We start from the raw sequence: 12,831 nt of genomic DNA on the forward strand, positions 1-12,831 counted from the left end.
TGTTTGTTGATTACTGCTTCGCATTCCACGTTTGCAACTTACGGTATATCGTCGATGGACTGACATCTAAGAAACCTGCCGCACGAGGGATGTTGCCATCACACGCTTTAATGGCCTGCTCGATAGCCGTTTTCTCAGTGATCCACAATGGGAAAATATCTTTTACCGTGATGTCTTCATTCTGCTTCTCTTTCAATCGCAGACTGTTTTCAATCGGTTGGTTCAACGGTGGTGGAAGCATGTTGAGAGTAATCTCTTTGCCGTTATTCAAAACCACCACGTTCCGCAACACGTTTTGTAGCTGACGAACGTTACCCGGCCACTCATATTGATTAAAGCGATCAAGTACTTCCTGAGCAAAACGTACAAACGCCTTCCCCTCCTCGACCGACATATAGCCTAGCAGAGAATACGCGATCTCGATGACATCTTCACCACGCTCACGCAATGGCGGCAAGTGCAATGGAATCACGTATAAACGATAGTATAAATCTTCTCTAAAGCGACCTTCTTGTACTTCTTTCCAAGGGTCACGGTTGGTCGCACACACAAAACGAACGTCGACACTCTTCATCTTCGAAGAGCCGACTTTTTGGAAAGTACCGGTTTGGATAAAGCGCAGCAGCTTGGTTTGCAGCTCTAAGTCCATTTCGCACAGTTCATCAAGGAACAGTGTTCCACCATCAGCAAGCTCAGCAGCACCTTGGCGATCGGTCGCAGCACCGGTAAAGGCACCTTTAACGTGGCCAAACAGCTCACTTTCAATCAGGTCTTTAGGGATAGCGGCACAGTTAATCGCGATGAACGGCTTATCGCCACGCTTACTCGCCGCATGAATGGCTTCTGCACATACCTCTTTACCGGTACCACTTTCACCAGTAATGAAAATGCTCGCCTTACTCGATGCAGCAGAATCGATAGTTCGGTAAACCTGCTGCATGGTTTGGCTGCTGCCGATAAAACCTTGGTAGTTCTGGTTTCCCGGGTGTTCCGAGCTATTTTTAAGTTTGGTGGCTTTGCGGATCGCGTTGTTCACCGTAATACGGAGTCGGTCGGCTTCACACGGTTTGATAAGGAAATCTTGAGAACCATGACGCATAGCTTCTACGGCGGTATCGATAGAGCCGTGAGCCGTCATGAAGATAACCGGAACTTCAGGGTATTTTTGTTTTACAGCAAATAGCACATCCATACCCGTCATGTCAGGCAGACGTAGATCTAATAAAATAAGGTCTGGGATTCGATGATTCAAGCTCTCGATTGCATCGCGGCCAGTGCCGACAATGTTGATATCAATTTCGAGCGGTGTAAGATACGAGCGATATAAAGCTGCTACCGAAGCGGTATCCTCTACCATCAACAAATACTTCGATTTGTTATCTAGCGTTTTTGATTGCATATCCTAGCCATTTATAATTTGCATTTCTTATTATAGTCGCATTCCGCTTTGCATTATGCAAATTAGCCACAATATTTGTAGTGTGTTTTTTTACTTACTTCAAACAATCAATGTTTTATCTATCTGGCACGAACGATGCAAAGGTGTAAATGACCTTCGGGTCACCTAGCCAACTGACGTTGTTAGTGGACCGAGTGTTCACAAACGTAAGCCAGTAGAACATTTACTACTGGCTGTTTTTTGTCTGAAACACTCTCAATTCTTGTCTTGAGGGGATCAACTTCTTGAGTGAAAAGTGAGATTAGCTATTAGTAATAAACTGCTTTCTTAGCTGCTCAATTTCATCACGCTTCTGTGCTGCCAATTCAAATTCTAGGTTCTGAGCATGCTGATACATCGCAGCTTCTAGCTTGCTGATCTCTTTATCAAGCTGTTGCGGTGTAAGTACAGCATAATTTTCAGAAGGCTCTGCAACCTTAGATAGAGGAACTTGCTTCGATTGGCGCTGCTGCTTCGACTTGGTTAGATCACCTAGCTCCATAATGTCTTTGATATTACGTTTCAACGCTTGCGGCGTGATGCCTTGCTCTTCATTGTATGCTTGCTGCTTCTCACGACGACGATCGGTTTCATCAATCGCTTTTCTCATCGACTTAGTAATCGAATCACCATAAAGGATCGCTCGACCTTCCAAGTTACGCGCAGCACGACCAATGGTTTGAATCAGAGAACGCTCAGAACGTAAGAAACCCTCTTTATCAGCATCAAGAATCGCCACCAGCGATACTTCCGGCATATCCAGACCTTCTCGAAGTAAGTTAATGCCCACTAACACGTCGAACTCGCCCAAACGTAGGTCTCGAATGATCTCTACACGCTCAACGGTATCGATATCTGAGTGCAAGTAACGAACCTTAATACCATGCTCACTAAGGTATTCGGTTAAGTCTTCTGCCATTCGTTTAGTCAACGTAGTGACCAATACGCGCTCTTCTTTCACTGAACGAATTCTGATTTCAGACAACAGGTCATCAACCTGAGTCGCGACAGGCCTTACTTCTATGATCGGGTCAAGTAAGCCAGTAGGACGCACCACTTGATCAGCAATCTCACCATCTGATTTCTCAATCTCATAATTACCCGGCGTGGCCGACACAAAAATGGTCTGAGGAGCGATAGACTCAAACTCTTCAAACTTCATTGGACGGTTATCCAATGCAGAAGGCAACCTAAAGCCAAACTCAACCAAAGTTTCTTTACGAGAGCGGTCACCTTTATACATGGCACCAATTTGCGGCACAGTTACGTGTGACTCATCGATGATCAGCAAACCATCATCAGGCAGGTAATCAAATAACGTTGGAGGCGCTTCCCCTTCCGCACGGCCGCTCAAGTATCGTGAATAGTTTTCGATACCGGAACAGAAACCCAACTCCGTCATCATCTCGATATCAAACTGAGTTCTTTGAGAAATACGCTGTTCTTCGAGAAGCTTGTTGTTGTCTTTTAAATATTGAGCCCTATCGCGCAACTCATCCTTAATCTTCTCAATCGCCTCAAGGATTTTTTCTCTTGGCGTTACATAGTGAGTTTTTGGATAAACCGTAAAGCGCGGCAAGTCTCTTTGTTTCACCGCACCAGTCAGAGGATCAAAAATACTAATGCAGTCCACTTCGTCATCGAACATCTCAATTCGAACCGCATCTTGGTCAGATTCAGCCGGAAAGATATCAATCACCTCACCACGAACACGGAACTGACCACGTTCAAAGGCGACATCGTTTCTTGAATATTGCAGCTCAGCCAATCGACGCAGGATGTCTCGCTGATCCATCACCTCGCCACGACTCAAATGAAGCATCATCTTCAAATAAGACTTAGGATCACCCAGACCGTAGATAGCCGACACAGAAGCCACAATGATGGCGTCTTTTCGTTCTAATAAGGCTTTGGTTGCCGAAAGCCTCATTTGTTCGATATGAGCGTTCACAGACGCATCTTTCTCGATGAACGTGTCCGTGGTTGGAACGTAGGCTTCAGGTTGGTAGTAATCGTAGTAAGAAACGAAATACTCAACGGCATTGTTTGGAAAGAAAGATTTCATCTCACCGTAAAGTTGAGCCGCCAATGTCTTGTTAGGCGCTAACAGAATCGCAGGTCTTTGAGATTGGGAAATGACGTTGGCAAGGGTAAAGGTTTTACCTGAGCCCGTTACCCCTAGTAGAGTTTGATGTGCCAAACCAGAATCTAATCCGTCTAGTAATTTGGTTATCGCTGTCGGCTGATCACCGGACGGGCTGTAGTCCGATACCAAGTCAAAGAGTTTACTCATAGGTCGCCATTTCCATACTGTTTTTTTAATCAGGTCATTGTCACTCTAGGAGGAGTGTCGTTGCAACAATTATCTAGAGAAATGCATCTTAAGATCAGATATCAGTGATAGCTTTTACTTTTAGAACTTGGTATTATCCGTGCCCTTGCAAGATCTCTTCAGCTAAATCACTCAATTTTTCATCCACTACTTTTCCCCAAAAAATCTAAAAATAGCACTTGTTTTACTGTATGTTTTATAATCGCCAAAAGTTATACAATAGTGATATTTTGATACAAATCTTTTAAATACATTATCTTACCTTAGATTTTTATATTCTCAGATTTATCCCAATTATTGTTGTTAAAGTTTCACACACACACTTATCCACAATTTTGGTGGATAACTAAAGAAAGGCTAAATCCGGTAAGGCGTCCAAGAAAGTAAAGTTTTTTATATTATTTTTTTCTGCTATTTTTTGTTGACAGAAATTCGGACTATTATTAGAATTCGCGTCGCTAACAAGCAATTCCCCTTTAGTTCAGTCGGTAGAACGGCGGACTGTTAATCCGTATGTCGCAAGTTCAAGTCTTGCAAGGGGAGCCAAATTCAGAAAAAAGCTCAATCGAAAGATTGGGCTTTTTTCGTATATAACTGCGACTAACTTGTTCCAAGTTAATGTCACAAACCTACCCGCCCGCGTTCAAGTCTCGACAAGGGGGCCAAATTTAAAGAAGCCGCATCACTCGATGCGGCTTTTTGCGTTTTAGTGCTTTGGGCTCGTATTTTACTCGCCTCTTTCACTCCTCTTTTTGATAGTTCTGAGCACAAAAAGCCACAAATATGACCCTATTCGTAGGAAGCAAATCGAGTTCAATTCAAGAATGATCTTATGAAAGATCCAATTCAACTACTCCTACAAACTTGTCTCACGAAGTAAAAATTGGCCGTCTATACTTACGGTAACTTTAATAATCAATCGATTACCTGATGTTTTTTTCACCAAGTGTCTAAATCCCTAGTGATCCTTGGTTGTTATTAGGTGAGCAAAGCAGGATAATATCGGGATCGGAATCTCAAGAATTAATCCATTATGACCGAATACCTTTTGTTGTTGGTTGGCACAGTGCTGGTCAATAACTTTGTGCTAGTGAAGTTTTTAGGGCTATGTCCTTTCATGGGAGTCTCCAAGAAACTGGAGACTGCGATTGGCATGGGCCTCGCGACGACTTTCGTTCTAACGTTAGCGTCGGTCTCTGCATACCTAGTAGAAACCTACATCCTTACCCCTCTGGGTATTGAATACCTGCGTACCATGAGTTTCATCTTGGTTATCGCGGTGGTTGTTCAATTTACGGAAATGGTCGTTCACAAAACCAGCCCGACTCTTTATCGCCTGCTGGGTATCTTTCTGCCTCTTATCACCACCAACTGTGCGGTATTAGGTGTGGCACTTCTGAACATCAATGAAAACCACAACTTCATTCAGTCGATCATCTATGGTTTCGGCGCAGCGGTGGGTTTCTCTCTTGTATTGATCTTATTTGCTGCAATGCGTGAACGTATTGCGGTTGCTGATGTTCCAATGCCATTCAAAGGCGCATCGATTGCGATGATCACAGCAGGCCTAATGTCTCTGGCATTTATGGGCTTTACTGGGTTGGTGAAATAAGCATGAGCACCATCTTAATTGCAATCATTGCACTCGCCGTTTTAGCCGCCGTTTTTGGCGCTATTTTGGGCTTTGCTTCTATCCGTTTTAAAGTCGAAGCCGATCCTATCGTCGATCAAATCGACACCATTTTACCGCAAACTCAATGTGGTCAGTGTGGCTACCCTGGCTGTCGCCCATACGCAGAGGCGATCGCTAACGGAGACAAGATCAACAAATGTCCTCCAGGCGGCCAAGCAACCATTGAGAAGCTTGCAGATTTAATGGGCGTAGAAGTTGAAGACTCCGCTCATGACTTAGATAACAAAGTAAAAACCGTTGCCTTCATTCATGAAGATATGTGTATTGGCTGTACCAAATGCATTCAAGCCTGCCCTGTTGATGCCATTGTTGGTGGCACCAAGGCACTTCACACAGTAATCAAAGATGAATGTACAGGTTGTGATCTATGTGTCGCACCGTGCCCTACTGACTGTATCGAAATGATTCCAGTGGCAACAACGACTGAAAATTGGAAATGGCAGATGAACATCATTCCTGTTACTGATATCACTAACCAAGCAACTGATGCGACCGCGTCAGAGCCTAAGGCATAGGGTTAGTATGATCTCTTTAATTGAACAAATTCGCACGGGCTCTATTTGGAACTTCCCGGGCGGTGTGCACCCTGCTGAAAACAAGAAACAGTCGAATACTACTGATATCGTGCATGCAAGGCTTCCTGAAGAAATCGTTCTTCCAGTGAAACAGCACATCGGTAAGCCTGGTAACTTGTTGGTTGCTGTTGGTGATGCCGTACTAAAAGGTCAACAACTGACGGCCTTAGAGACTGGCTTCACTTTGCCAGTACATGCACCAACATCGGGTGTGATTACCGCTATTGAACCACGAACCACCGCTCACCCTTCAGGCTTGAGTGATGTGTGCGTGGTTATTAAACCTGATGGCCTAGACTCTTGGGTTACAAAACACCCGGTTGAAGATTTTTCTACAAAGACATCCGACGAACTGCTTGATGTGATTCGCCAAGCTGGTATTTCAGGTATGGGTGGCGCAGGCTTCCCTACGGCTAAGAAGCTTCAATCAGGTCTAGGTCGTACCGACATTTTGATCGTCAATGCTGCTGAGTGTGAACCTTACATCACCTCAGATGACAAGTTGCTGCAAGAGCATGCCGAAGAAGTATTGAAAGGCATCGAAGTGGTTGAACACATCCTTCAACCAAAGCTGACGGTTATCGGCATTGAAGACAACAAACCAGATGCGATAAAAGCACTGGAGATTGCTGCGAAAGACAAAGATATCGTCATTCGTGTTATCCCAACCAAATACCCTTCTGGTGGTGAGAAGCAACTTATCAAGATCCTCACCAACAAAGAGGTTCCAGCTGGCGGCATTCCTGCAGACATTGGTGTTTTGGTTCAGAACGTCGGCTCTCTTTACTCGATTAAGCGAGCGGTAATTGACGGCGAACCTGTGGTTAACCGCGTTGTGACATTAACCGGTAAAACCTTTAAGCAACCTCGTAACGTTTGGGCGCTATTAGGCACACCAGTACATGAGTTACTTGAAGAGTTTGGCTACAAAGCAGATAAAAAACTGCCGCGTTTAATTTTGGGCGGCCCGATGATGGGCTTTACCTTGCCGCATGCCAATGTGCCAATCACCAAAACGTCGAACTGTATTTTAGCGCCAACGCGTCGTGAGATCTCACCAAGCACTTACGAGATGGAATGTATCCGTTGCAGCGCATGTGCTGAAGCTTGCCCTGCGTCTCTACTTCCTCAACAACTGCAATGGCACGCCAAAGCCAACGAGTTGGATAAGTGTGAAGAGCTAAATATTAAAGACTGTATTGAATGTGGTGCATGTGCATTTGTCTGCCCAAGCGAAATCCCTCTTGTTCAGTACTATCGCCAAGCAAAAGCTGAAATCAAAACTCGAAAAGATGAAGCCGCTGCTGCAGAACGCGCCAAGATTCGTTTTGAAGAGAAGAACGCTCGTATGGAGCGTGATAAAGCCGAACGTGAAAACCGCTTTAAAAAAGCCGCAGATAACCGCCGTAAAGATATGAAAAAATCCGGCGGTGATGATGCTATTGCTGCTGCGATTGCTCGTGTTAAAGCACAAAAAGCCGCTGCGGATCAGGCTCCGAATGAAGAACCAGCAGTGAAACCTGCGGTTGCTGCCGCTATTGCGAAGGCAAAAGCGAAACAAGCTGCAGCTCAAAAAGCGGAAGGCGCTGAACCAGACAACTCTGAAATGTCTAAACTGCGTGAAGAGCGCAAGCGTCAAGCGAGAGAGCGCAAGGCACAACAAGCAGCAGCCGATACTCCTGCAGAAAGCTCAGGCGATACGAAGAAAGACGCCGTTGCTGCTGCGATTGCTCGCGCTAAAGCGAAGAAAGCACAGCAAGCGGAATCTGCTTCGGATGCTCCTGTTGAAAGCTCTGGCGATGCTAAGAAAGATGCTGTCGCTGCGGCCATTGCTCGTGCTAAAGCCAAGAAAGCTCAACAAGCTGAATCTGCTGCTGAAGCTCCTGCTGAAAAATCCGGCGATGCCAAGAAAGATGCTGTTACTGCCGCTATCGCTCGTGCTAAAGCCAAAAAAGCCCAGCAAGCGAAGCAAGCAGAAACATCTGAACCAGTGGTTGAAGTTGAAACCGAGACTCAATCGGAGCAAGTCGCCCCTAAGAAAGCTGCTGTTGCTGCGGCCATCGCTCGCGCTAAGGCTAAGAAAGCACAGCAAGCGACACAAGAAACAACCGAAGCTCCTGAACCTGCAGTTGAAACTGAAGCTGGAAGTTCTGGCGATGCTAAGAAAGACGCCGTTGCTGCCGCTATAGCCCGTGCTAAAGCAAAAAAAGCACAGCAAGCTAAGCAAGCAGAAACATCTGAACCAGTAGTTGAAGTAGAAACTGATACTCAATCTGAACAGGTCGATCCGAAGAAAGCTGCTGTTGCTGCAGCTATCGCTCGTGCTAAAGCGAAAAAAGCCCAGCAAGAGCTAGATAAAAAGAACAATGAGGAGAAAGAGTAGTGGCCTTCTTTATCGCCAGCTCACCGCACGCGCATAGCCGTAGAAGCACCCCAGATCTAATGAAATGGGTGGCTATTTGTACATTGCCAGGTCTACTAGCTCAAACCTACTTCTTTGGATGGGGTACCCTCATCCAGTTAGTATTTGCTATTGCACTTGCTGTTACCTTTGAAGCAGCCGTCATGCTATTGAGAAAACGCCCGCCAGTAATGGCACTGCGTGATTACAGTGCTGTTGTAACCGCTTGGCTACTGAGTGTCGCGATTCCCCCACACTCTCCGTGGTGGATCCTCGTCATTGGTATGTTCTTCGCTATTATTATCGCGAAACACTTATACGGCGGCCTAGGGCAGAACCCATTTAACCCTGCGATGGTCGCTTACGTTGTTTTGCTGATTTCATTCCCAGTTCAAATGACCAGTTGGAATGCTCCCGCGAGCCTGACAGCAGAAGCAACAAGCTTTATTGACTCATTCTTGATGATCTTTACTGGCTTCAATAACGAAGGTTTGTCTCTGCAACAAGCACGCCTTGGCATTGATGGCACCACAATGGCGACGCCGCTTGATGCATTCAAAACGGCATTAACGGCAGGCAATACTGCCTCAGAAGCACTATCTCAACCTCAATTTAGTTGGTTAGCTGGCGTAGGCTGGGAGTGGGTAAACCTTGCTTACCTAATCGGCGGTTTAGTGCTGATTAAGCAACGTGTTATTCAATGGTATATCCCTGTGGCTTTCATCGGCAGTCTTACTCTGTTTAGCTTAGTGTTCTTAGTGCTCACTCCTGGTGAAACCGCTTCTCCAACCATTCACCTTCTGTCTGGCGCGACTATGCTTGGTGCATTCTTTATTGCAACCGACCCAGTTTCAGCATCCACGACAGTCAAAGGTCGCTTAGTGTTTGGCGCTCTGATCGGCGGTTTAGTCTTTATCATCCGCAGTTGGGGTGGTTTCCCTGATGGCGTGGCGTTTGCTGTATTGTTAGCCAACATGTGTGTTCCACTGATTGACTACTACACCAAACCTCGCACATACGGTCACTAAGGGAGCGGATACCATGCTAAATGCAATTAAGAAAAACGGCCTTGTACTCGCGATTTTTGCGTGTGCTTCGACGGGTTTGGTCGCGGTAACTCACTACCTGACCAAAGATCAGATCAAACAACAAGAACAGGCTCAGTTACTGTCTGTTCTTAACCAAGTGATCCCACACGATCAGCACGACAACGAGCTGTTTTCGTCTTGTACTTTGGTTCAAGCAGAAGAGCTTGGTACTGAGCAAGCGATGCCGGCTTACATTGCTAAGCTTAATGGTGAGCCAAGCGCGATTGCGATCGAAGCGATTGCACCAGACGGCTACAATGGCGCGATTAAAGTCATTGTTGGAATGAAAACTGACGGTACTATTTTAGGTACTCGCGTGCTTTCTCACCAAGAGACTCCGGGCTTGGGTGATAAGATTGATCTGCGTGTGAGTGATTGGATTCTTTCGTTTTCAGGTAAGCAAGTGACGGATTCTAATCTAGACCGTTGGAAGGTTCGTAAAGACGGTGGTGATTTTGACCAGTTTACTGGCGCTACTATCACGCCAAGAGCAGTCGTGAAGTCAGTCAAACAAGCGGTCCAGTACGTTAACCAAAACAACCAAGCATTGCTTGCTCAACCTCTAAATTGTGGTGGTGAATAATGAGTGACCATAAAACATTGATCAAAAATGGCATGTGGGCCAATAACCCTGCCCTAGTGCAACTTCTTGGGTTATGTCCGCTGCTGGCTGTATCGTCAACAGTCACTAACGCACTTGGGCTAGGCATTGCTACCTTGCTTGTACTAGTCGGCTCAAACGTTTCTGTTTCTTTGGTTCGTAATCATGTGCCAAAAGAAGTACGTATCCCAGTATTCGTAATGATCATTGCCTCGCTAGTAACCTGTGTTCAATTGCTGATGAACGCTTACGCCTATGGGCTTTACCTCTCTTTGGGTATCTTCATCCCGCTGATCGTAACCAACTGCATCATCATTGGTCGTGCGGAAGCCTTCGCTTCAAAAAATGAAGTGCTACCAGCGGCTCAAGATGGTTTCTGGATGGGTCTAGGCATGACATCAGTATTGGTCGTGTTAGGTGCGATGCGTGAGATTATTGGTAACGGGACCCTATTTGATGGCGCAGACCTGCTGCTTGGTGACTGGGCTTCGGTGTTACGAATCCAGATATTCCAATTTGATAACAGCTTCTTGTTAGCCCTGCTTCCACCGGGTGCCTTCATTGGTGTTGGTTTCTTAATTGCTTTGAAAAATATCATCGATAACCAAGCAAAATCTAGACAACCAAAACAAGAAAAACCAGTCATTGAACGCGCTCGCGTTACCAATGCCTAATAAGTTAAATTAGCTTAAACCTCGCTGAGTTAGCTCAACCACTCAGCGGGGGAAATCAGATCTAAACAGTACATATAATAATGACGCTCATAAGAGCGCGTAACCGATGATAAAGCAGAAGCAATCCAAGCTTCATGCCCTAACTATTTGAAAGTAATGTCGCTATGAACAATGTAAAACGAGTAGAAATACTTGAGCGTTTAAGAGAAAACAATCCAAAGCCAGAGACTGAGCTTAACTGGAACAGCCCATTCGAGCTGCTGATTGCCGTTCTATTGTCTGCACAAGCAACCGATGTCAGCGTGAACAAGGCGACGGATAAGCTGTACCCTTTAGCCAACACTCCGCAAGCAATTTTCGACCTAGGTGTTGATGGCTTAAAAGAGTATATCAAGACCATCGGCCTATTTAACTCAAAAGCAGAAAACACCATCAAAACGTGTCGTATGCTGCTTGACCTACATAATGGTGAAGTACCGGAAGATCGCGCTGCATTAGAAGCCCTTCCAGGTGTCGGTCGTAAAACAGCCAACGTAGTGTTAAATACCGCATTCGGTTGGCCAACCATTGCCGTTGATACTCACATCTATCGTGTATCAAACCGCACTAAGCTAGCGATGGGTAAAACCGTCGACGATGTCGAAGCAAAACTACTTAAAGTTATCCCAAAAGAATTCAAACTGGATGTCCACCATTGGCTCATTCTTCATGGACGTTACACCTGTGTCGCACGTAAACCACGCTGTGGCAGCTGTATCATTGAGGATTTGTGTGAGTTCAAGGAAAAAACAGACGTCTAAGCTCATAAGCTGTTAGCCCAAAGCTAAGAAGCTAAGAAGCTAAGAAGCTAAGAAGCTAAACCGTGCCGCACTTTTCTGGCGGCATAAAACAGAATTACAAAAAACGTAAACATAGTTAACGCTAGGAGCAAATCATGTCAAACGGTCGTATTTTACACACCATGCTACGCGTGGGTGATCTAGACAAGTCTATCGAGTTCTACACCAATGTAATGGGCATGCAGCTATTACGTAAGAACGAAAACAAAGAGTACGAATACACACTGGCTTTCGTTGGCTTTGGCGACGAATCTCAAGGCGCAGTGATTGAGCTGACTTACAACTGGGGCACCACGGAATACGATCTTGGCTCTGCTTTTGGTCACGTTGCTATCGGTGTTGATGACATCTACACAACGTGTGATGCGATTAAAGCAGCTGGCGGCAACGTAACGCGAGAAGCGGGTCCGGTTAAAGGCGGCTCTACACACATTGCGTTCGTGAAAGATCCTGATGGCTACATGATTGAGCTAATTCAGAACAAACAAGCAAGCGCAGGTCTAGAAGGTTAATTCCTTAACCTCTTTGAGAAGTTGGGTTTGAACGCCTGAAGAAATGAAAAACGAAGCGAGCACTATGCTCGCTTCTTTTTTATCACTCTCACCATAATCGATATTCTTTACCAATTATTCTTAACAATCTCATTGATGAAACTTTACATGATAATGATTATCATTTAAATTAACCACCTATTGATTAGTGAGGTAATACAATGATTAGCGAATGGGAAAAACACACGTTACTTGCCGATACTGCATTGCAGCTCGACGATCCTGTACGAAGTATTCTTCATTATCAGCAGGCATTGAACCTAAGTGAGGAAATTACTGAGCGCACAGATATAGAGGCCGATGAGCGGTTACTGATCTCGGTTATATCTTGTCATAACCTTGCACAATTCTGGCGCTGGGCAGGTGATACCGAGTATGAACTTAAGTATCTTCAACTGGCTTCTGAAAAGGTACTCACACTGATCCCTCAGTGCCCTAATACTCAATGTTCAAGCTTTATCGATTCTATTGGTTGCTGTAAGAAAGCGCTGATCGATTTCATGAAACGCCACCCAAACCCTAAAATTGCCTCTATGGTGGAAAAGATCGATACCGCGACCAACTGTGAAATGATCGCCCGCTTCCGCTTGAATTAAACAAGTTCCGTTAAAACAACGACTCCAAATTTAAAACATAAAA

At 45.3% G+C, this 12,831-nt stretch carries 11 protein-coding genes and 1 tRNA gene; 10 read left to right on the forward strand and 2 right to left on the reverse strand.

The genetic code is table 11. From position 1 onward, the window contains the following. Positions 1-10: 10 nt before the first annotated feature. Both luxO and uvrB read right to left on the reverse strand, forming a co-directional pair. Positions 11-1,399 carry a quorum-sensing sigma-54 dependent transcriptional regulator LuxO gene (luxO, locus tag AB4503_RS01545; RefSeq protein ID WP_004734031.1) on the reverse strand — a complete coding sequence of 463 codons (1,389 nt, stop codon included), beginning with the start codon at positions 1,397-1,399 and terminating at the stop codon, positions 11-13. Positions 1,400-1,700: 301 nt separating this feature from the next. Then, entirely contained in the window at positions 1,701-3,731 is a 2,031-nt protein-coding gene (gene uvrB, locus AB4503_RS01550) for an excinuclease ABC subunit UvrB (protein ID WP_372113450.1), read from the reverse strand. A gap of 509 nt (positions 3,732-4,240) precedes the next feature. On the opposite strand from uvrB, the gene AB4503_RS01555 reads away from it, so the two are divergent. From AB4503_RS01555 to AB4503_RS01600, 10 genes are all read left to right on the forward strand, one after another. Beyond that, positions 4,241-4,316 (forward strand) — tRNA-Asn (locus AB4503_RS01555). A gap of 487 nt (positions 4,317-4,803) precedes the next feature. Further along, positions 4,804-5,382, forward strand: coding sequence for an electron transport complex subunit RsxA (gene rsxA / locus AB4503_RS01560; RefSeq protein WP_004734039.1), 579 nt, complete (start codon positions 4,804-4,806; stop codon positions 5,380-5,382). A gap of 2 nt (positions 5,383-5,384) precedes the next feature. Then, entirely contained in the window at positions 5,385-5,978 is a 594-nt protein-coding gene (rsxB, locus tag AB4503_RS01565) for an electron transport complex subunit RsxB (RefSeq protein WP_004734040.1), read from the forward strand. 7 nt (positions 5,979-5,985) lie between these two features. Next, on the forward strand, positions 5,986-8,421 hold the full coding sequence (rsxC, locus tag AB4503_RS01570) for an electron transport complex subunit RsxC (protein WP_372113452.1): 2,436 nt from the start codon (positions 5,986-5,988) through the stop codon (positions 8,419-8,421). Next, a complete protein-coding gene (gene rsxD, locus AB4503_RS01575; RefSeq protein ID WP_372113453.1) occupies positions 8,421-9,467 on the forward strand; it encodes an electron transport complex subunit RsxD in 1,047 nt (348 codons plus the stop codon). The genes rsxC and rsxD overlap by 1 nt, the downstream gene beginning before the upstream one ends. Before the next feature lie 13 nt (positions 9,468-9,480). After that, entirely contained in the window at positions 9,481-10,110 is a 630-nt protein-coding gene (gene rsxG, locus AB4503_RS01580; protein WP_372113455.1) for an electron transport complex subunit RsxG, read from the forward strand. Continuing rightward, positions 10,110-10,802 (forward strand): electron transport complex subunit E, encoded by a 693-nt coding sequence (locus AB4503_RS01585; protein WP_012603531.1) that lies wholly within the window; start codon positions 10,110-10,112, stop codon positions 10,800-10,802. Before rsxG ends, AB4503_RS01585 begins: the two co-directional genes overlap by 1 nt. A gap of 164 nt (positions 10,803-10,966) precedes the next feature. Beyond that, a complete protein-coding gene (nth, locus tag AB4503_RS01590; protein WP_017063458.1) occupies positions 10,967-11,602 on the forward strand; it encodes an endonuclease III in 636 nt (211 codons plus the stop codon). A 134-nt stretch (positions 11,603-11,736) separates the two neighbouring features. Continuing rightward, a complete protein-coding gene (gene gloA, locus AB4503_RS01595) occupies positions 11,737-12,153 on the forward strand; it encodes a lactoylglutathione lyase (RefSeq protein WP_004734046.1) in 417 nt (138 codons plus the stop codon). 200 nt (positions 12,154-12,353) lie between these two features. Then, positions 12,354-12,788, forward strand: a complete 435-nt coding sequence (locus AB4503_RS01600; RefSeq protein ID WP_017061176.1) for a DUF2753 domain-containing protein — start codon at positions 12,354-12,356, stop codon at positions 12,786-12,788. Positions 12,789-12,831: the final 43 nt, after the last annotated feature.

The organism is Vibrio sp. 10N.222.55.B11 (assembly GCF_041473705.1).
In the GTDB taxonomy this organism is placed as follows: domain Bacteria; phylum Pseudomonadota; class Gammaproteobacteria; order Enterobacterales; family Vibrionaceae; genus Vibrio; species Vibrio crassostreae_C.

Bases quoted from the DNA above. Each gene is read 5' to 3' on its own strand.
- luxO (WP_004734031.1), bottom strand. From the start codon at position 1,399: ATGCAATCAAAAACGCTAGATAACAAATCGAAGTATTTGTTGATGGTA.
- uvrB (WP_372113450.1), bottom strand. From the start codon at position 3,731: ATGAGTAAACTCTTTGACTTGGTATCGGACTACAGCCCGTCCGGTGAT.
- rsxA (WP_004734039.1), top strand. From the start codon at position 4,804: ATGACCGAATACCTTTTGTTGTTGGTTGGCACAGTGCTGGTCAATAAC.
- rsxB (WP_004734040.1), top strand. From the start codon at position 5,385: ATGAGCACCATCTTAATTGCAATCATTGCACTCGCCGTTTTAGCCGCC.
- rsxC (WP_372113452.1), top strand. From the start codon at position 5,986: ATGATCTCTTTAATTGAACAAATTCGCACGGGCTCTATTTGGAACTTC.
- rsxG (WP_372113455.1), top strand. From the start codon at position 9,481: ATGCTAAATGCAATTAAGAAAAACGGCCTTGTACTCGCGATTTTTGCG.
- AB4503_RS01585 (WP_012603531.1), top strand. From the start codon at position 10,110: ATGAGTGACCATAAAACATTGATCAAAAATGGCATGTGGGCCAATAAC.
- nth (WP_017063458.1), top strand. From the start codon at position 10,967: ATGAACAATGTAAAACGAGTAGAAATACTTGAGCGTTTAAGAGAAAAC.
- gloA (WP_004734046.1), top strand. From the start codon at position 11,737: ATGTCAAACGGTCGTATTTTACACACCATGCTACGCGTGGGTGATCTA.
- AB4503_RS01600 (WP_017061176.1), top strand. From the start codon at position 12,354: ATGATTAGCGAATGGGAAAAACACACGTTACTTGCCGATACTGCATTG.